Source organism: Paracoccus niistensis (assembly GCF_042432925.1).
GTDB classification, from domain to species: Bacteria; Pseudomonadota; Alphaproteobacteria; order Rhodobacterales; family Rhodobacteraceae; genus Paracoccus; species Paracoccus niistensis.
The window spans coordinates 558,579-576,485 of sequence record NZ_JBHLWE010000017.1; the positions used below are offsets into that span (position 1 = coordinate 558,579).

General features: G+C 70.1%; 19 protein-coding genes and 1 tRNA gene. 10 read left to right on the plus strand and 10 right to left on the minus strand.

Annotated elements, in window-relative coordinates; genetic code table 11:
• Together ACFFII_RS06980 and ACFFII_RS06985 are read left to right on the plus strand one after the other, a co-directional pair.
• On the plus strand, window positions 1-1,303 hold a 1,303-nt coding region (locus tag ACFFII_RS06980), incomplete at its 5' end, for a KpsE/RkpR family capsule polysaccharide export protein (RefSeq protein ID WP_377698148.1).
• A gap of 10 nt (window positions 1,304-1,313) precedes the next feature.
• Entirely contained in the window at window positions 1,314-1,988 is a 675-nt protein-coding gene (locus tag ACFFII_RS06985) for an ABC transporter ATP-binding protein (protein WP_377698149.1), read from the plus strand.
• Here ACFFII_RS06985 and ACFFII_RS06990 read toward each other — a convergent pair.
• Window positions 1,985-3,355, minus strand: coding sequence for a phosphohexomutase domain-containing protein (locus ACFFII_RS06990; RefSeq protein ID WP_377698150.1), 1,371 nt, complete (start codon window positions 3,353-3,355; stop codon window positions 1,985-1,987). The genes ACFFII_RS06985 and ACFFII_RS06990 overlap by 4 nt on opposite strands.
• 128 nt (window positions 3,356-3,483) lie before the next feature.
• On the opposite strand from ACFFII_RS06990, the gene ACFFII_RS06995 reads away from it, so the two are divergent.
• From ACFFII_RS06995 to ACFFII_RS07005, 3 genes are read left to right on the plus strand one after another with little or no spacing between them, the layout of a single operon-like run.
• Window positions 3,484-3,891 (plus strand): ketosteroid isomerase-related protein, encoded by a 408-nt coding sequence (locus ACFFII_RS06995; RefSeq protein ID WP_377698151.1) that lies wholly within the window; start codon window positions 3,484-3,486, stop codon window positions 3,889-3,891.
• Complete coding sequence (locus ACFFII_RS07000) at window positions 3,888-4,469, plus strand: GNAT family N-acetyltransferase (RefSeq protein ID WP_377698152.1); 582 nt, start codon at window positions 3,888-3,890, stop codon at window positions 4,467-4,469. Before ACFFII_RS06995 ends, ACFFII_RS07000 begins: the two co-directional genes overlap by 4 nt.
• Window positions 4,466-5,344 (plus strand): carbon-nitrogen hydrolase family protein, encoded by an 879-nt coding sequence (locus ACFFII_RS07005; RefSeq protein WP_377698153.1) that lies wholly within the window; start codon window positions 4,466-4,468, stop codon window positions 5,342-5,344. The genes ACFFII_RS07000 and ACFFII_RS07005 overlap by 4 nt, the downstream gene beginning before the upstream one ends.
• Here the strand turns inward: ACFFII_RS07005 and ttcA are convergent.
• The 4 genes from ttcA to rpmH all read right to left on the minus strand — a co-directional run bounded on the left by ttcA (window position 5,332) and on the right by rpmH (window position 7,109).
• Window positions 5,332-6,219 carry a tRNA 2-thiocytidine(32) synthetase TtcA gene (gene ttcA / locus ACFFII_RS07010; RefSeq protein WP_377698154.1) on the minus strand — a complete coding sequence of 296 codons (888 nt, stop codon included), beginning with the start codon at window positions 6,217-6,219 and terminating at the stop codon, window positions 5,332-5,334. The two genes, ACFFII_RS07005 and ttcA, sit on opposite strands and share 13 nt — an antisense overlap.
• A 37-nt stretch (window positions 6,220-6,256) precedes the next feature.
• Window positions 6,257-6,490, minus strand: a complete 234-nt coding sequence (gene yidD / locus ACFFII_RS07015; protein WP_377698155.1) for a membrane protein insertion efficiency factor YidD — start codon at window positions 6,488-6,490, stop codon at window positions 6,257-6,259.
• On the minus strand, window positions 6,487-6,888 hold the full coding sequence (gene rnpA, locus ACFFII_RS07020; RefSeq protein WP_377698156.1) for a ribonuclease P protein component: 402 nt from the start codon (window positions 6,886-6,888) through the stop codon (window positions 6,487-6,489). The genes yidD and rnpA overlap by 4 nt, the downstream gene beginning before the upstream one ends.
• 86 nt (window positions 6,889-6,974) lie before the next feature.
• Complete coding sequence (gene rpmH, locus ACFFII_RS07025; protein WP_036703770.1) at window positions 6,975-7,109, minus strand: 50S ribosomal protein L34; 135 nt, start codon at window positions 7,107-7,109, stop codon at window positions 6,975-6,977.
• Window positions 7,110-7,365: 256 nt separating this feature from the next.
• Here rpmH and ACFFII_RS07030 point away from each other — a divergent pair, with 256 nt between their 5' ends.
• A complete protein-coding gene (locus tag ACFFII_RS07030) occupies window positions 7,366-8,772 on the plus strand; it encodes a sensor histidine kinase (RefSeq protein ID WP_377698157.1) in 1,407 nt (468 codons plus the stop codon).
• 69 nt (window positions 8,773-8,841) lie between these two features.
• Window positions 8,842-8,918: transfer RNA gene (locus tag ACFFII_RS07035), tRNA-Arg, on the plus strand.
• A gap of 150 nt (window positions 8,919-9,068) precedes the next feature.
• Here ACFFII_RS07035 and scpC read toward each other — a convergent pair.
• The 4 genes from scpC to ACFFII_RS07055 form a co-directional block, all read right to left on the minus strand.
• Complete coding sequence (gene scpC / locus ACFFII_RS07040; RefSeq protein ID WP_377698158.1) at window positions 9,069-10,577, minus strand: succinyl-CoA:acetate CoA-transferase ScpC; 1,509 nt, start codon at window positions 10,575-10,577, stop codon at window positions 9,069-9,071.
• 220 nt (window positions 10,578-10,797) lie between these two features.
• Window positions 10,798-11,286, minus strand: a complete 489-nt coding sequence (locus tag ACFFII_RS07045; RefSeq protein ID WP_377698159.1) for a DUF411 domain-containing protein — start codon at window positions 11,284-11,286, stop codon at window positions 10,798-10,800.
• 108 nt (window positions 11,287-11,394) lie between these two features.
• Complete coding sequence (locus ACFFII_RS07050; RefSeq protein WP_377698160.1) at window positions 11,395-12,030, minus strand: aminotransferase class IV family protein; 636 nt, start codon at window positions 12,028-12,030, stop codon at window positions 11,395-11,397.
• Window positions 11,988-13,106, minus strand: coding sequence for an aminodeoxychorismate synthase component I (locus ACFFII_RS07055; RefSeq protein WP_377698190.1), 1,119 nt, complete (start codon window positions 13,104-13,106; stop codon window positions 11,988-11,990). The genes ACFFII_RS07050 and ACFFII_RS07055 overlap by 43 nt, the downstream gene beginning before the upstream one ends.
• Before the next feature lie 156 nt (window positions 13,107-13,262).
• Between ACFFII_RS07055 and ACFFII_RS07060 the strand changes: the two genes are divergently transcribed.
• Genes ACFFII_RS07060 through ACFFII_RS07070 form a run of 3 tightly spaced genes read left to right on the plus strand, consistent with a single transcriptional unit; the run spans window position 13,263 to window position 17,304 of the window.
• Window positions 13,263-16,472 carry a response regulator gene (locus ACFFII_RS07060; RefSeq protein ID WP_377698161.1) on the plus strand — a complete coding sequence of 1,070 codons (3,210 nt, stop codon included), beginning with the start codon at window positions 13,263-13,265 and terminating at the stop codon, window positions 16,470-16,472.
• Window positions 16,472-16,843, plus strand: a complete 372-nt coding sequence (locus ACFFII_RS07065) for a response regulator (RefSeq protein WP_377698162.1) — start codon at window positions 16,472-16,474, stop codon at window positions 16,841-16,843. Before ACFFII_RS07060 ends, ACFFII_RS07065 begins: the two co-directional genes overlap by 1 nt.
• On the plus strand, window positions 16,840-17,304 hold the full coding sequence (locus ACFFII_RS07070; RefSeq protein ID WP_377698163.1) for a CBS domain-containing protein: 465 nt from the start codon (window positions 16,840-16,842) through the stop codon (window positions 17,302-17,304). The genes ACFFII_RS07065 and ACFFII_RS07070 overlap by 4 nt, the downstream gene beginning before the upstream one ends.
• Here ACFFII_RS07070 and ACFFII_RS07075 read toward each other — a convergent pair.
• Window positions 17,292-17,849: a DUF533 domain-containing protein gene (locus ACFFII_RS07075; RefSeq protein WP_377698164.1), complete on the minus strand. Its 558-nt coding sequence runs from the start codon at window positions 17,847-17,849 to the stop codon at window positions 17,292-17,294. The genes ACFFII_RS07070 and ACFFII_RS07075 overlap by 13 nt on opposite strands.
• Window positions 17,850-17,907: the final 58 nt, after the last annotated feature.

The window sequence follows — 17,907 nt, forward strand, 5'->3', positions numbered from 1 at the left end:
CGCCGCGCGTGCCGCGGCCGCGCGCCCGGCCGGGGCCCCTGCCCAGCCGCCCGCCGCTGCGGCCCAGACCGCGCAGGTCCCCGCCCAGGCGCGCCCCGCCGCGCCGCCGCCTGCCCCGCGGCCCGCGTCTCCGCCCCCCCCCGCAATCCCGCCCGCAGGCGGCGTCCATCAGCCGGTGGCTGAACCTGCCCCCGTGGCCCGCCCGCGCCGTCGGCACTGGGTGCTGCTCGTCAGCCTGTTCCTTCTGGTGATCCTGCCCAGCGCGCTGTGGGGCGCCTATCTCTGGACGCGGGCCACCGACCAGTTCTCCTCAACTGTCGGCTTCTCGGTCCGCCGGGAAGAAGGCATGCCCTCGATCGACATGTTCGGCGGCATTTTCGGGGGCTCGTCGTCGGGCACGGCCTCGGACACCGACATCCTTTACGAATTCATCCGCTCGCCCGACCTGGTCCAGCGGACGGACGCGGAGCTGGACATCCGCACCATGTTCTCGCGTCCCTGGCCGCGCGACTTCGTCTTCGCCTTCGATCCCGAAGGCACCATCGAGGATCTGACCGAATACTGGCGCCGCCAGGTCCGCATCTATTACGACGACTCGGCAGGGATCATCACCGTCAAGGTCAGCGCCTTCACGCCCGAGGATGCCAAGGCCATCGCCGACACGATCTTCACCGAAAGCGAGAAGGTGGTGAACGGGCTGTCGGACCAGGCGCGGCTGGACGCCACCCGCCAGGCCGAGGCGGAACTGGAAAAGGCCCGCGGCGTGCTGACCGAGGCGCGCCAGGCCATGACCGCCTTCCGCGTGCGCACCCGCATCGTGGATCCGACGATCGATCTGGGCGCGCAGATGACCGTGATGACCTCGCTGCAGGGCCAGCTGGCCGAGTCGCAGGTCGCGCTGGATCAGTTGCGCCAGAACGCCCGGCCCGGCGACCAGCGCATCAAGCAGGCGGAACTGCGGGTCGAGTCGCTGGAAAAGCAGATCGAGCAGGAACGCGACAAGTTCGGCGGCGACACGCCCGAGGGCGAGAACTATGCGCAACTGATGGGCGAATACGAGCGCCTGAGGGTCGATCTGGAATTCGCAGAGGGCGCGCACCAGTCGGCGCGGGTCGCCTATGAATCGGCGCTGGCCACCGCTCAGCGGCAGACCCGCTATCTGGCCGCCCACATCACCCCCACCGTGGCGCAACGCTCGCTGGAGCCGTCGCGCCCCTGGCTGCTGGCCCTGGGGGCGGGGCTCGCCTTCGTGCTGTGGTCGATCCTGATCCTGGTCTATTACAGCGTGCGGGACCGGCGCTGAGGCGGCGGGGATGATCCGGCTCGAGAACCTCACCAAGATCTACTACACCGACGGGCGGCGGAAGCTGGTCGCGGACCGGATGAACGCGGTCTTCCCGACCGGCGCCTCGGTTGGGCTGCTGGGTCGAAACGGCGCGGGGAAATCGACGCTTCTGCGGATGATCGCGGGGACGGCCCTGCCGACATCCGGGCGGATCGTCTCGGACGGCACGATCTCGTGGCCGGTGGGTTTCGCGGGCAGCTTCCATCCCGACCTGACGGGGGCGCAGAACGTCCGCTTCGTCGCGCGCATCTACGGCGTCGATACGGATGCGCTGGTGGACTACGTCGCCGATTTCGCCGAACTGGGCGACAGCTACCGCGCCCCTTTCGGCACCTATTCCTCGGGGATGCGGTCGCGGCTGGCGATGGGATGCAGCATGGGCATCCACTTCGACACCTATCTGGTGGACGAGGTGACCAGCGTCGGCGACGCCGAGTTCCGCGAGAAATCCCAGCGCGTCTTCGCCGACCGGATGCAGCGGTCCTCGGCCATCGTGGTCAGCCACTCGATGCCGATGATCCGGCGGCTGTGCAACATGGGCGCGGTGCTGGACCGGGCGCGGCTGACGGTCTTCGACAACATCGACGACGCCATCGCCTACCACGAATACGTGATGGGCGTGCCGGACACGATCGGCGACTAGCCCGCCAGCAGGGTGGAGATCTCCGCGACCTTCGCCGTGACCAGTCCGGCGTCGCCGCGCGACTCTACGTTCAGCCGCACCACGGGCTCGGTGTTCGACCGGCGAAGGTTGAAGCGCCAGTCCGGGTATTCGAGGCTGATCCCGTCGGTATCGTCGCGCGCGACGGCCTGCGCCTCCATCGCCGCCAGCACGCGGGCGAGACTCGCCTCGGGGTCAGACAGGCGGAAGTTGATCTCTCCCGACGAGGGGAAGGCGGCCATCCGGTCGCCCACCAGCCGGGACAGGGGCTGGCTCGAGCGGCTGATGAGTTCTGCCACCAGCAGCCAAGGGATCATGCCGCTGTCGGCGTGGGCGAAGTCGCGGAAATAGTGATGCGCGGACATCTCGCCGCCATAGACCGCGCCGCTTTCGCGCATGGCCTGCTTGACGAAGGCGTGTCCGGTCCTCGACTGTATGGGTTCCCCCCCTGCCCGCGCGATGATGTCCCGGGTGTTCAGGACGACGCGGGGATCGTGAACGATCCGTGCGCCGGGATGGCAGGACAGGAAGGCCTCGGCCAGCAGCCCCACGACATATTCGCCGGGGATGAAGCGGCCCGTCTCGTCGAACAGGAAGCAGCGGTCGAAGTCGCCGTCCCAGGCGACGCCGAGGTCCGCGCCATGCGCCCGCACCGCCTCCGCCGTCATAGGCTGGTTTTCCGGCAGCAGCGGGTTCGGGATGCCGTTCGGGAAACTGGCGTCCGGCTCGTGGTTGATCCGCGTGATCTGAAGCTGCGCCCCGCGCGCCGCCAGTTCCGCCGCGATGGCGTCGAAAGCGGGACCGGCGATGCCATTTCCCGCGTTCACCAGCAGCTTCAGCGGTCCAACCGCCGACGCATCCACGAAGTCGCAGACGCGCCGCGCATAATCGGCGCGGGTGGCGCTTGCGTCCGTCACCCGGCCCGGCGCGGCCACGGGGAACGCGCCCGACTGCGCCACCCGGGCCAAGTCCACCAGGTCCGTCGCGGGTTCCAGCGGGGCAGCCCCGGCCTTCACCAGCTTCATGCCATTGTAGTCGATAGGGTTGTGCGAGGCCGTGACCTCGATCCCGCCGTCGGCGCGCAGGTGGTCGGTGGCGAAATACATCTCCTCGGTTCCGGCAATGCCGAGGTCCAGCACCTCGACGCCGCCCTCGACCAGACCGCGCGTCAGCGCCGCGGCCAGCGTGGGCGAGCTTTCCCGCCCATCGCGTCCCACGACCACCCGCCGCGTGCCGGGCCGCATGGCGAAGGCGCGGCCCACGCGCCAGGCCACGTCCTCGTCAAGCTCGCTCCCCAAGCGGCCGCGCAGGTCATAGGCCTTGAAGCAGGTGATGGTGCGGGCGGTCATGGGCGTTCTCCTGTGGCCGCGCGACCCTGCCCAAGCGGGCGCCCGCGCGCAAGGCGTCCGACCTTCGGAGGGGGCTGACCTTCGCCGCGCTCCCCGCTAGTCCTTGGGCAGCCACGGAAAGGAAGCCCATGTCCCAAGCCCAGACCAAGGACCTGATCGCCGCCTATTACGACGCCTTCAACCGCGGTGAGCCCGAGGCGATGGAGGCCATGTTGCACGACGATTTCGAGCATCACGTCAACGAGGGCGGCATCCGCCGCGGCAGGGAGGGTTTCGCCGCCTTCAACCGCCACATGAGCGAAACCTATCGCGAGAACCTCACCGACATGGTGATCTTCGCCAACGAGGACGGCAGCCGCGCCGCCGCCGAGTTCGTCGTGAACGGCACCTACCTGAAGACCGACCCCGGCCTGCCCGAGGCGCGCGGCCAGAGCTATCGCCTGCCCGCCGGCACCTTCTTCGCCATCCGGGACGGCAAGATCGCGCGGGTGACGACCTACTACAACCTCGCCGACTGGATCCGGCAGGTCTCGTGATCACGACCCGCATCCTGACGGGGGACGCCGTGGCGGGGGCGCTGGACGACCTCGCCCGGCTGCGGATCGCCGTGTTCCGCGCCTGGCCCTATCTCTATGACGGCGACGAAGCCTATGAGCGCGAGTATCTAAAAGCCTACACCGCTCCCGGCGCGGTCGTCGTCGCGGCGATGGACGAGGGTCGCATGATCGGCGCCTCGACTGGTGCGCCGATGGAGCATCACGCCGGGGATTTCGCAGCCGCCTTCGCGGACCGCCCCGAGCGGCTGGAGGACATCTTCTACTGCGCCGAATCGGTCCTGCTGCCCGAGTATCGCGGGCACGGCCTCGGCCACGCCTTCTTCGACGGGCGCGAAGAACAGGCCCGCAGCCTGGGGCGGCGGTATTCGGCCTTTTGCTCGGTCATCCGCCCCGCCGACCATCCGGCGCGGCCCGCGGATTATCGGCCGCTCGACGGCCTCTGGCGCAAGCGCGGGTATGAGCCCCTACCCGGCGTCATCGCCAATTTCCACTGGCGTGACCTGGGCGCCGCCGAGGAGACGACGAAGCAACTGCAGTTCTGGATGAAACCGTTGTGAGCCGCCCCGTCCGCATCGCCGCCGCCGCCTATCCCTTCGACTGGTTCGACGACCTGTCGGCCTATGAGGCGAAGATCACCCGCTGGGTCGCAGAGGCCGCCGACTGCAACCTGCTGGTCTTCCCCGAGTACGGCGCCATGGAACTGGCGAGCCTCGGCGGCTCCGAAATCGCCCGTGACCTGGAGGCGAGCCTTCACGAGGTCGCCAAGCATGAGGCCGCGCGGGACGCGATCCACGCGCGGCTGGCGGCGGAACATGGCTGCCACATCCTCGCGGCCTCGGGACCGGCCTTTCCAGCGTCCGGCGCGCGGCCGGTGAACCGCGCGGTGCTGTTCGGGCCGCAGGGGCGAATCGGGCATCAGGACAAGCAGATCATGACCCGCTTCGAGCGCGAGGACTGGGACGTGACCGGCGCGCCGGGCCTGCGGATCTTCGACACGCCCGTCGGACGCCTCGGCATCACCATCTGCTATGACAGCGAGTTCCCCCTGCTCGCCCGCAGGCTGGCCGAGGCAGGGGCCGAGATCATCCTCGCCCCCAGTTGCACCGACAGCGTCGCGGGCTTCATGCGCGTCCGCATCGGCTGCATGGCCCGCGCGCTGGAGAACCAGTGCGTCGTCGTGCAGGCCCCGACCGTGGGCACCTGCGACTGGAACCCGGCCATCGACGAGAACCGGGGGATCGCCGCGATCTACGCGCCCCCGGATGGGCTATGGCCGGAAACCGGGATCGTGGCCGAGGGGGCGATGGACGCGCCAGGCTGGGTCAAGGCCGAGATCGACCTCGACCGCATCGCCGAAAGCCGCCGCGACGGGCGGGTGCTGCCCTTCGCGCACTGGCCGGAAAGCGAGTCCGTCCCGGTTCAGTCCGCCTGATCGCGCAGCCGGGGCACGTCGCCGGCGGGCGCCGGTTCCGGCGCGAGGTTGGCAAAGTCGAACAGCGCCGGGTCGGGCAGGTGCGAGGGGCGCACGTTGGTCAGCGCCCGGAACATCACCTGACGCCGGCCGGGGCTGCGCGCTTCCCATTCGTCCAGCAGCTTCTTGACCTGCATCCGCTGCAGGCCTTCCTGGCTGCCGCAGAGGTCGCAGGGAATCACCGGATAGTTCATGGCGCGGGCGAAGCGCTCGCAATCCGCCTCGGCGACAAAGGCCAGCGGGCGCAGCACGTTCAGGTCGCCGTCCTCGTTCAAGAGCTTCGGCGGCATCGAGGCCAGCCGGCCGCCGTGGAACAGGTTCATGAAGAAGGTTTCCAGAATGTCGTCGCGATGGTGGCCCAGGACGACGGCGCTGCAGCCTTCTTCGCGGGCGATGCGGTACAGGTTGCCGCGGCGCAGGCGGGAACACAGGCTGCAATAGGTGCGGCCCTCGGGCACCTTGGCCTTCACGACGGAATAGGTGTCCTGGTATTCGATCCGGTGTGGGACGCCGCGCTCTGTCAGGAACTCGGGCAGCACCGTCGCCGGAAAGCCCGGCTGGCCCTGGTCGAGGTTGCAGGCTAGCAGATCGACCGGCAGCAGCCCGCGCCATTTCAGTTCGTGCAGCACGGCCAGCAGGGTATAGCTGTCCTTGCCGCCAGACAGGCAGACCAGCCAGCGGTCGCCGGGCGTGACCATGTGATAGGTCTCGATCGCGGCGCGGACCTCGCGCACGAGGCGCTTGCGCAGCTTGCGAAACTCGGTGGACGAGGGCGCGCCGCGGAACAGCGGGTGGATCTCGGTCTCGTCGGCGGTGTCGGTGGCGTCGTCCAGCATCAGGCGGCCTTCTGGTGAGTGGTCCGGGCGCGGCGGGTCAGGGGCGGCTCCTGGGCGGGACCGGATCATAACCCCAGCCGCCCCAAGGATGACAGCGGCCGATGCGTCGAACGGTCAGCCAGCTTCCCCGCAGCGCCCCGTGACGTTCCAGCGCCTCGAGGGCATAGGCCGAGCAGGTCGGCTGGAAGCGGCAGGCGTGGCCCACCCAGGGGCTGAGCAGCAGTCGATAGGCGCGCACCGGCAGCGCGACGATTCGGGCCATCGGGCTCACCGCTTGCCCCTGCGGCGGGGCTGGGCGCCGGGGTCGGGAGCGCGCGGGTCGGGACCGGCATGGACGCGGACCAGCGCGCGGGCAAGGTCCAGGCGCATCTCGGCAAAGTCGCGGGTGGCGGTCGCCTCGGGGCGGCCGACCAGCACATAGTCCCAGCCGCCTTGCCCCTGCGCCGGGATCACCTCGCGCGCAAGCGCCCGCAGGCGCCGCTTGGCGCGGTTGCGGGCCACGGCATTGCCGAGCTTCTTGGAACAGGTATAGCCCACGCGGATTGCGCCGCTGGGCTCGACCGGTTCGGCCGGATCGCGGCGGCGCGCCTGCAGCAGAAAGCCCGCCGTTCCCTGACGACGGGCGGATGCCGCGCGCAGGAAATCCGCGCGCCGGGTCATCGTGGTCATGGCCGCGGCCCTGCGCCCTGCTCCGTCCTCCCCGGCAGGCGCCGGGGCGTCAGCGGTCAGCGCATCGGCCACGGGCCCATGCCCGATCAGGCCGACAGGACCTTGCGGCCCTTGGCGCGGCGCGCGGCCAGGACCTTGCGGCCGCCCTTGGTGGCCATGCGGGCGCGGAAGCCGTGCCGGCGCGCGCGAACCAGGTTCGACGGCTGGAAGGTGCGTTTCATCGTCGTAGCTCCAACAACAAGGGCGCGCAGGGTATGGGCCGTCAGCCCACGCAAGCGCGCCGGGAATGCGAAGCCCGGCTGATATGACGCGCATGTGCCCGAGTCAACAGAAACGACTCCCTGCCGTCCTTTTCCAAACGTAACGGCGCGATCATCCACTCTTGGGAACTGCGCGCTCATCACATATGTTTGATCCGCAGCGCCGCCAGGGCCGATGCGATTGCCGGTGCCCGGCTCTGCGACGATACGGGACGACATGAACTTCAACAGCATTTCCGGCCGCTTCGCCCTGCTGACGATCGTGTTCGTGGTGCTGGCGGAGATCCTCATCCTCGTTCCCAGCGTCACGAACTTTCGCCGCGACTACCTCGAGACGCGACTGGAACGGGCGCAGATCGCCAGCCTTGCCCTGCTGGCGACCGACGAATCGATCGCGGCCGACCTGGAAAGCGAGCTGCTGGAGAACGCGGGCGTCTTCAACGTCGTGCTGCGCCGCGACGACATCCGCCAGCTGGTACTGTCCTCGCCCTTGCCGCAGCCGATCTCGGCCACCTATGACCTGCGCGACGACAGCTGGGGCGTCAGCGTCCGCGACACGTTGCACCGCCTGCTGAACCCCCGCCCGGAGGTCATCCGCGTGATCGGTGAGCCCGTGCGGCAGGCGGGCCAACTGATCGAGATCACCATGGATACTGCCCCCATGCGCGCGGCCATGATCGAATTCGCCCTGCGCCTGCTGGCGGTCTCGGCGGCCTTCTCGGTGATGACGGCGCTTCTGCTGAACCTTGCCACGCAGCGGCTGATCGTGCGCCCGATCCGGGGGGTGATCGACCACATGATCGCCTATGCCGCCTCGCCCGAGGACAGCCGCACGATCATCACGCCCGGCGCCAGCATGGGCGAGGTGCGCGAGGCCGAAAGCGCGCTGGCCCAGATGCAGCGCACCGTCACCGCCTCGCTGAAGCAGCGCGAAAGGCTGGCGCAACTGGGGCAGGCGGTCGCCAAGATCAGCCACGACCTGCGCAACATCCTGACCACCGGCCAGATCCTCGCCGACCGGCTCGAGGAAAGCGCCGACCCTGCCGTGCGCCGCGCCGCGCCCAAGCTGATGGGGGCGATCTCGCGCGCGGTGAACCTGTGCGAAACGACGCTGGCCTTCGGCAAGGCCGAGGAGCCCCAGCCCTCGCTGACGCTGTTCCACCTGCGCCCCCTGGTGGCCGAGGTCATCGAGGCCGAGGAGCTTGCGGGCGAGGCCGTACCCGAGGCCGCCGTGGAATTCATCGCTGATATCCCTGCCGGCATGCGCATCCGCGCCGACCGCGACCAGCTTTACCGCGTGCTGGCAAACCTCGCCCGCAACGCGCGCCAGGCGATCGAGGCCACCCGACGCCCCGGCACCATCGAGATTTCCGCAACCGAGGACGAAAGCCACTGGTGCATCCGCGTGGGCGACACCGGCCCCGGCCTGCCCCAGAAGGCGCGCGAGAACCTGTTCCAGCCCTTCACCGGCGGCATCCGCAAGGGCGGCACCGGCCTTGGCCTTGCCATCGCAGCCGACCTGATCCGCGGCCACGGCGGGCGGCTGGACCTGATGCGCAGCGATTCCGAGGGCACGGAGTTCCAGATCAGCCTGCCGCGCGAGATTTCCCGGCTGCCGGAGTGAAAAACCACATCGGGGCGATTTTACCGCTTGCATCCCCCCGCGGCTGGCCCTAGTTAGCCGCCCTACGACGGACCCGTAGCTCAGCTGGATAGAGCACCAGACTACGAATCTGGGGGTCGGGCGTTCGAATCGCTCCGGGTCCGCCATTTCCGAAAAAGGGCCGAGGCATCGCTGCCTCGGCCCTTTTCCGTTGCTTCACAGCATGACCTGCCAGGGCTGTCACCGGCCATGCCGCCAAGGCAGGATGCTCTCCTGCCCCGACGACATGGCGATGGTGATGCGCCCGCCCTGCTGCCTCAGGGCAGCATCGAGCCGGTGTCGATGAAGCGCTGGTGCCAGCTCAGCGCCTCGGCCAGCAGCGAGGGGGAGTGCTTGCCATAGGAGCCCTCGCAGGCGCGGCGGAAGTAGTCGGCCAGGTGCGGGCGATAGTCGGGATGGGCGCAGTTCTCGATGATGGCCCGGGCGCGCTGCTTGGGCGACAGGCCGCGCAGGTCGGCAAGCCCCTGTTCCGTCACGATCACCTGCACGTCCTGGGTCACGTGATCGACGTGCGAGGCCTGCGGCACGATGGCCGAGATCCGCCCGCCCTTGGCCGTCGAGGGCGTCATGAAGACCGACACATAGGCGTTGCGGGCGAAGTCCCCGGACCCGCCGATCCCGTTCTGGATGCGCGAGCCCATGATATGCGTCGAGTTCACGTTGCCGTAGATATCGGCCTCGATCAGCCCGTTCATGGCAAGACAGCCGAGCCGCCGGATCAGTTCCGGGTGGTTGCTGATCTCCTGCGGGCGCAGGATCATGCGGTCGCGGTAGCGGGGCATGCCGGCGTTGACGCGCGCCGCAGCCTCGGGCGACAGCGAGAAGGAGGTGGCCGAGGCCATCCGCAGCCTGCCCGAATCCAGCAGGTCCAGCATTCCGTCCTGGATCACCTCGGTGAAGGCGGTCATGCCCTCGAAGGGGCTGTCCACCAGCCCGGTCAGCACGGCGTTTGCGATGTTGCCCACCCCCGACTGGATCGGCAGCAGCGAGGCGGGCAGACGGCCACGGGCGACCTCGTGGCGGAAGAATTCCAGCAGGTGCCCGGCGATAGCGCGGGCGGTCTGATCGGGCGGGGTGAAGGGCAGGTTGCGGTCGGGCGTGTCGGTTTCCACGACCGCCACGATCTTGCCCGGATCGCAGCGCAGGCAGGGCTCGCCGATGCGGTCGTCGGGGCGGGTCAGCGGGATCGGCACGCGATCCGGCGGCAGGCGGGTGCCGTAATAGATGTCGTGCATCCCTTCCAGCGCCGGGTTCTGCCAGCGGTTCACCTCGAGGATCACCTTCTCGGCGCGGTCGAGCCAGGTCTTGTTGTTGCCGACCGACGAGGACGGGATCAGCGCCCCGTCGGGCCGGATGCCCGTCACCTCGATCACGGCGACGTCCAGCGGCCCCAGGAAGCCCTGCCAGGCCATGGGCGCCACCTGGCTGAGGTGCATGTCGAAATAGTCCATCTCGCCGCGGTTGATCTTTTCGCGGGCGATGGGATCCGAGTTGTAGGGCAGACGGAACTCGATCCCGTCGGCCTTGGCCAGCGCCCCGTCGAGTTCCGGGCCGGTCGAGGCCCCTGTCCAGACTCGGACCCGGAAGGGGCGGCCCGCCGCGTGCTCGGCCTCGATCCGCGCGGCCAAGGCCAGGGGCACCGCCTTGGGATAGCCCGAGCCGGTGAAGCCGCTCATCCCCACGGTATCGCCCGAGTGGATCATCGCCGCCGCATCCTCGGCCGACATGATCTTCGCGCGAAGGTCTTTGGGGGCGATGCGGGTCATGGCAGGTCTCCTCGGCTGCAGATGGCAAGGATGCCCTTACCGCCGGGGCGCAAAGAATGTGAAGCTGGCTCGCCTCACGCGCTGGTCAGGCTTGCGCTGGGCGCAGGACTTGCAGGGCCTTCAGCGGAGGCCGGCTCACGCTCGGGGGCCGTTCGAAACGCAGCGGGCGGGCCCCCGGCCATGATCCGGCAGGCTGCCTTTCACTGATCTGGGCGGGACCTCAGACCTGCCGCCCGCCCAGGAAGCGGGCGAAGGTTTCCTGCCCCTTCGGACCGAACAGGACCACCTCGTAGGGCTCGGGCACGGTGCCCGGGTAATCCATGCCCGGCGAGCCCGCGGGCATCCCCGGCACAGCCAGCCCCGTCGCCGCAGGCCGCTCGGCCAGCAGGCGCGTCAGGGCGGCGGCAGGGACATGACCCTCGACGACATAGCCCTCGACCTCGGCGGTATGGCACGAGGAGAGTTCGGCCGGGACGCCCAGCCGCAGCTTGAGGGCATCAACGTCCTCCGATTCCACGACCCGCACGGGAAAGCCCGCAGCGCGAAGATGATCGACCCAGGCCCCGCAGCAGCCGCAACTCGGGTCCTTGGTCACCGTCACCAGCGGCAGGGTTGCGGCCCACCCTGCCCTTCCGACCGCAAGCAGCAGGGGCAGCGCGCCCATTCCGGCCAGAATGGCCCGCCGGCCGATCCCGTGAGTGTTCCGCATCTTCAGACCTCGTCCTCGCGCCTGTGGCTGATGCCTGACGTAAATCCGGCAGGCCGGACACCAAAGGGGCAAGAGCCGCGACATGATGCCGCCGAAGCCCGGCGCGGCTCACCCCTGCCAGCGCGCCGGCATCAGTCCCCGCAGCGCATTGCCGACCCACAGCCGCACCTGTGGCAGGTCGTCGGCCAGCAGCTTTTCCTCGCGGCAGTGTCCGCCTGTCAGCAGTTCGGCGCGCAGCACGCCTGCCAGCAACCCGCAGGACAGGGGCGGCGTGCGCAGCCCTTCGCCCCGGTCGAAGAACAGCGTGGTGATGGTGCCGTCGCAGAGCTCGCCCCGCTCGTTGAGGAACAGAAGCTCGTCCAGCCCCTCGGGCATGGCTGCGCGGGCCGCGTCATAGACCGCGCGCCGCGTGGTCTTGTGCCGCAGCCAGGGGTCGGCCGAGTGCAGCCGCGCCGAGGCCAGCCCAAGCCGCCATTCGGGCGGCGAGGGCGGCAAGGGCGCGCGCGCGACCTCCAGCACCCCCGCACGGTCCAGGGTCAGGCGCAGGCGCGCGGGCGTGCCCGGCTCGCCCCTCAGCGCGGCCCCTGCGGCCTTGGCGTCGCAGGGCCAGTCCAGCGCCGCCGCGCTGGCCGTCAGGCGCGCGAGGTGCCCTTCCAGCCGAGGACAGGCCGCACCGTCCCACAGCGCCGTCTCGATCAGCCTCAGCCCGGGGTCGTCAGCGGCAGCGCGAAGCGGGTCTTCCACAGCGCTTCCTCCCATTCCGAGGAGGCGGTCGAGTCGTTCACGACGCCCCCGCCCACGTTCAGCGTGACGCGCCCGTCGGCCCAGACCGACAGCGTGCGGATCGCCACGGAAAAGCAGCCCGCGCCGTCCGGAGCCATCCAGCCCAGGGTGCCGCAATAAACGCCACGCGCGAAGGGCTCGACCTCGCGGATGATCTCCATCGCGCGGATCTTGGGCGCGCCGGTGACGGACCCGCAGGGGAACAGCGCCCGCATCAGCGCGGGCAGGCTGGCGGGGGCAGTCAGTTGCCCCGTCACGCGCGAGCTCATCTGGTGGACCGTGGCGAAGCTGTCCACCTTGAACAGTTCAGGCACCCGGACCGACCCCACCCGGCAGATCCGCGCCAGGTCGTTGCGCAGCAGGTCCACGATCATCAGGTTCTCGGCCTGGTTCTTCTCGGAGGCCGCCAGCGCGGCCGCAAGCTCCGCGTCGCGCGCAGGATCGGGATGGCGCGGCGCGGTCCCCTTCATGGGCCGTGTCTCGATCCGCCCCGAGGGTTCGAGCCGCAGGAACAGCTCGGGCGAGCGCGACACGACCACCGGCCCCCCCAGGTCGGCGCAGGCCCCGAAGCCTACCGGCTGAAGCCGTCGCAACGCGCGGTAAAGGCCCCAGGGCGAGCCGCGTTCCATCCGGCTTTCCAGCGGGAAGGTCAGGTTGATCTGGTAGCAGTCGCCCGCCCGGATATAGACCTGCACACGCGCGAAGGCGGCCTCATAGGCCTCGCGCGACACCAGGGGGCGGAAGGGCGAAAGGCTGACCTCCTCCTCGGGGGCCGCGTTGTCCTCTCCAGGCGCGTCGAAGACCCCGAAGGCCAGCAGGGGACCGGGCGGTTCATGCATCAGGGGCCGCAGCCGGTCCTCGAGCGCATGCCCCGCCTCGTAGGACAGCCATCCCGCGATCCACTTGCCCGCACGGCGCGCCTGCTCCAGCCGCTCCAGCGCGGGCAAGACCTCATGGGGGGCATGGGCCAGAACCAGCGCCGAGGGATCGCGGAACAGGGCAGGCCTGCCGCCGGGGCCGAACTCGCAGGATATCACAGGCGCCAACGCGATTCCTCCAGGCGCGGCGACCCGCCACGGGCAACGTTCGCCCTTTACAGGCCGTGCCGGGTCCAGGCAATCGCCCCGCCGGAACGGCAACGCCCGGCCCGAGTTGAGCGAGGCACACGCGCCCTGCCGTTCCACGAGGCACCCTTGGATTCACCCCTTTTCCCTGCCCCGCTGCCCGCCGAAAGCGCCATGCTGGACGCGCTGGGCTTCGGCCTCTACCGCCTCGATGCCGAGGGGCGCTGCACCTATGCCAACCCGGCCGCCCTGCAGATGCTGGGCTATGCGGCGGACGAGGTGCTGGGGCGGAACATGCACGAACTGATCCACCACAGCCATCCCGACGGCTCACCCTTTCCGCAATCGGCCTGTCCTCTGCTGGCCACCCGCCTGACCGGCCGCGCGGTGCGGCTGTCGAACGAGGTGCTGTGGCGCAAGGACGGCAGCTTCTTCACCGCCGAATACTCCGCATGGCCGCTGATCGAGGCGGGCGAGCCCGCAGGCAGCGTGGTGACGGTGGTGGACACCGCGCGCCAGGGCAGCGCCTCGGATCGGCTGGCGCTGCAGGTCACGGTCAGCCGGATGCTCGCGGGCAGCGCCGAGATCGAGGAGGTGCTGCCGCGCCTTCTGGCCGCCGTGGGCGGCAGCCTCGGCTTCCAGGCCGGGTTCTTCTGGGCCGTGAACCACCGCGAGCGGCAGCTTGCCCCCGAGGCGAGCTGGGTCGCGCCGGGGCTGGACGCGCGGGCGCTGGTCGAGGCCACGATGGATCTGACGCTGGACCGGGGCGAGGACTTGGCCGGGCGGGCCTGGGAAGAGGGCGAGATCGTCCAGTCCCTGCACCTCGGTGACGCCGGACGGCCCAAGGCCGCGCAAGCGGCAGGCTTTGTGGCGGCCATGGCCGTGCCTGCGCGCCTTGGCCGCCGCGTGCTGGGCGTGATCGAGCTTTACGCCCGCGCGGTCCCCGAGGGCGGGGACGACCTTCTGGACAGCGCGAATGCCATCGGCCAGCAGGTCGGCCAGTACCTGCGCCGCAGGCGCGCCGAGGCGGCGCTGCGCGACCGCGAGGAGGAGTTCCGGGCCTTTGCCGAGAAGCTGCCGCAACTGACCTGGATTGCCGACGCCGCTGGCGCGATCAACTGGTTCAACAAGCGCTGGTACGACTATACCGGCGGCAGCTTCGGCCAGATGGAGGGCTGGGGCTGGTGGTCGCTGCACCACCCCGACCACGCCGCCCGCGCCGAAGAATCCTATCGCGCCGCCATCGAGGCCGGGACCGTCTGGGAGGACACCTTCCCCCTGCGCGGCCAGGACGGGCGCTATCGCTGGTTCCTGTCCCGCGCCGTGCCGATCCCCGACGAGGACGGCCGCATCACCCGCTGGTTCGGCACCAGCACCGACATCACCGCCCAGCGCCAGGCCGAGTCCCGCGCGCTGGCCGCCGAGCGCCGCTTGCGCTTTGCCCTGCAGGTGGCGCGGATCGGGTCCTGGAGCTGGGATTTCGACCGCGAGGTGCTGGAGGCCGACGAGGGCTTCCGCACGCTCTTCGATCTGCCTGCGAGCGAGGGCGAGCTGCCCGCGGCCGAGTTCCTGGCCCGCATCCATCCCGAGGACGCCCCGCATGTCGCCGCCACCTTCGAGCAGGCCCGGCGCGAGCAGGGTGAGTTCGATCTTGAGTTCCGCCTTGGGAGCGAAGGAGGCGAGGTGCGCTGGGCCGTGGCCCGCGGCTCGGTCGAGCGGCGGCCCTTTGGGCGCGGCCTTTACGCCTTGGGCATCACCTGGGACGTGACCGACCGCCGCCAGCGCGAGGAAGACCTCGCCGCTGCCAAGATGGCCGCCGAGGAGGCCAACCTCGCGAAAAGCCAGTTCATCGCCAACATGAGCCACGAGCTGCGCACACCGCTTTCCGCCATCATCGGCTATGCCGAGCTGCTGGAGGAGGAAGCCGAGGACCTGGGCGAGGCCGCCGCCCACATGGCCGAGGACCTTGGCAAGATCGAGGTCAGCGCCCGGCACCTGCTGTCGCTGATCAACGGCGTTCTGGACCTGTCCAAGATCGAGGCGGGCAAGATGGAGGTCGAGGTCGAGCGCTTCGACGTGGCCCCCCTGGTGGAGGAGGTCTGCGCCACCGTCGAGGGGCTGATGGCCAAGAAGGACAACAGCTTCACGGCTGATCTGGCCCCTGACCTGGGCGCCATGCAGTCGGACCCCGTGAAGCTGCGGCAATGCCTGTTCAACCTGCTGTCCAACGCCGCCAAGTTCACCGAGAACGGCCGCGTCACCCTGACCGCCGCCCGCAACGGCGACTGGCTTGAGTTCCGCGTGGACGACACCGGCATCGGCATGACGCCCGAGCAGCAGGAGAAGCTGTTCCAGCGTTTCACCCAGGCCGACGTGTCCACGACAAGGCGCTTCGGCGGCACGGGCCTGGGACTGGCGCTGACCAAGGCGTTCGCCGAGATGATGGGCGGCACCATCGCCGTGGACAGCGCCGAGGGCGAGGGCACGAGCTTCACCCTGACCCTGCCCGCCGACCTGCGCCATCCGGTCGCGCCCGACAGCGCTGGCGCAGAGCCGGGCGGCGAGGCCGGTCCCGCCGACCGCGTGCTGGTCATCGACGACGACCCGCACATGCGCGATCTTCTCACCCGGTTCCTCGGGCGCGACGGGCTGGCCGTGGTGACGGCGGCGAACGGGCAGGACGGGTTGGCGCTGGCGCGCGAGATCGCGCCTTCGGCCATCATCCTGGACGTGATGATGCCCCGCATGGACGGCTGGGCCGTGCTGTCGGCGCTGAAGGCCGACCCGCAGCTGGCCGAGATCCCGGTCATCATGGTGTCCATGATCCGCGAAACCGGCCTTGCCTATTCGCTGGGGGCCGCCGACTACCTGACCAAGCCCGTGGACTGGCAGCGGCTCAAGGAAACGGTGGACCGCCACCGGCTGCCCTCGGCCGTGCCGTCCGGGCTGGCGCTGGTGGTCGAAAGCGACGACCCCACGCGCGAGGAACTGGGCCGCCTTCTGACGGGCGAAGGCTGGGAGGTGACGGGGGCCGCCAATGCCTCGGCCGCCCAGTCGCGGATCGCGGAGCGGCGGCCGGACCTGATCCTCGTCAACCTCGACCTGCCCGAGGTCGAGGGTTTCGCCCTGCTGGGCCGCCTGCGCCGCAGCCCCGACCTGCGGGCGATCCCGGTCATCGCCCTGACCGAAGGCGGCCTGCCGCCCGGAGAGCGCGCGCGCCTGCGCGATCAGGTGCGCCAGGTGATCCAGCCGGGCGAGGACAGCGTTGACGAACTGCTGGACGAGTTGAAGCGCATCGCGGCCGAGCGCGCGGAAATGAAGAAGGAAGGACGGGACTGATGGCGAAACTGCTGCTGGTCGAGGACACGCCCGAGATCTGGGACTTCCTGTCCCGGCGCCTCAAGCGGCGGGAACATGACGTGGTGCTGGCTCATGACGGACAGGCAGGGCTGGACATGGCGCGGGCCGAGCACCCGCAGGTGATCCTGCTGGACATGAACCTGCCGGTGATGGACGGCTGGACGGTCGCGCGCCAGCTCAAGGACGACCCGGCCACGGCCGCCATCCCGATCATCGCGCTGACGGCGCACGCTCTGGCGGGCGACCGCGAAAAGGCGCTGGCCGCGGGCTGCGACGACTATCACCCCAAGCCCATCGACTTTTCCAAGCTGCTGACCCAGATCGACGCCGCTCTGGAGGCCGCAGCATGAGGGTGGGCGAGATCATGGCCCGCCATGTCGAGTTCATCCCCGCCGAGGTCCGCGTGTCCGAGGCGGCCGAACTGATGGGCGAACTGGACGTGGGCGCGCTGCCCGTGGGCACGGCCGAGGACCTGCAGGGCGTCGTGACCGACCGTGACATCCTGTACCGCGTCGTGGCCAGGGGGCTGAACGGCGCCGAGGTCACCGTGGGCGCCATCGCCACCCGGCCCGTGATCGGCTGCGGCGAGGAGGACAGCCTGCAGGACGCCATGAACCTGATGGCCGCCCATCACATCCGCCGGCTGGCCGTGCGGGATGACGGCGGCCGGGTGATCGGCTGGCTGACCCTGGGCGATGTCGCGCGCCACCTTCTGGTGGAAAGCGGCTCGGTCCAGACGGTGCTGCGCGACCTGACCGAAGGCCATGGGGCCGAGGCCGCACCCGAGGCCCGGCCCGTTCAGGTGCGGTAGCGGCGCTCAAGGCTGCCTGCCACCTCGGCCGACAGCCCCAGCCGTCGCGCGACATAGTCGAGGAAGGCGCGGTTCACCCGGCCGCGCCGGTTGATCGCCAGCAGCGCCGCCGCATAGGCATGGGTGGTCAGGCCCGCCTCCTCGACCCGCGACAGAAGCCGGCCGAGATGCTGGGGCTCGGCCAGCGCGGCCTCCAGCCGCCGAGTCTCGGCCTCGCCCGCGCCAAGCCGCTCCAGTGTCAGCGGCAGCTGCTGGGCCTCGCGGGGATCCACCTCGCCGTCCCCTTGGGCGGCAGCGGCCATGACATCGACGAGCAGGGCGGATTCCTCGGGTGCGAGCGCGCGGAAATTCAGCGTGTGCGGCACCAGCACCTGCCTGCGGTTCGACAGCCAGCCGTCCAGCAGCTTGGCGCCCAGCGCGAGTTCCAGCCCCTCGGCCGGGGCGGGCGGGCCCGGCGCGGCAGCGGGCGCCACCTCCTGCGCCTGCGTCTCCAGCGCATGCGCCTGTCCGTCGCGGTTGCGCGCCGTCCTGAAGATCCAACCCATGATGTCCACCGCCCCTGCCCTCGTTCCCGACGCCCGGTGGAACCGGCCAGCGGGCCGC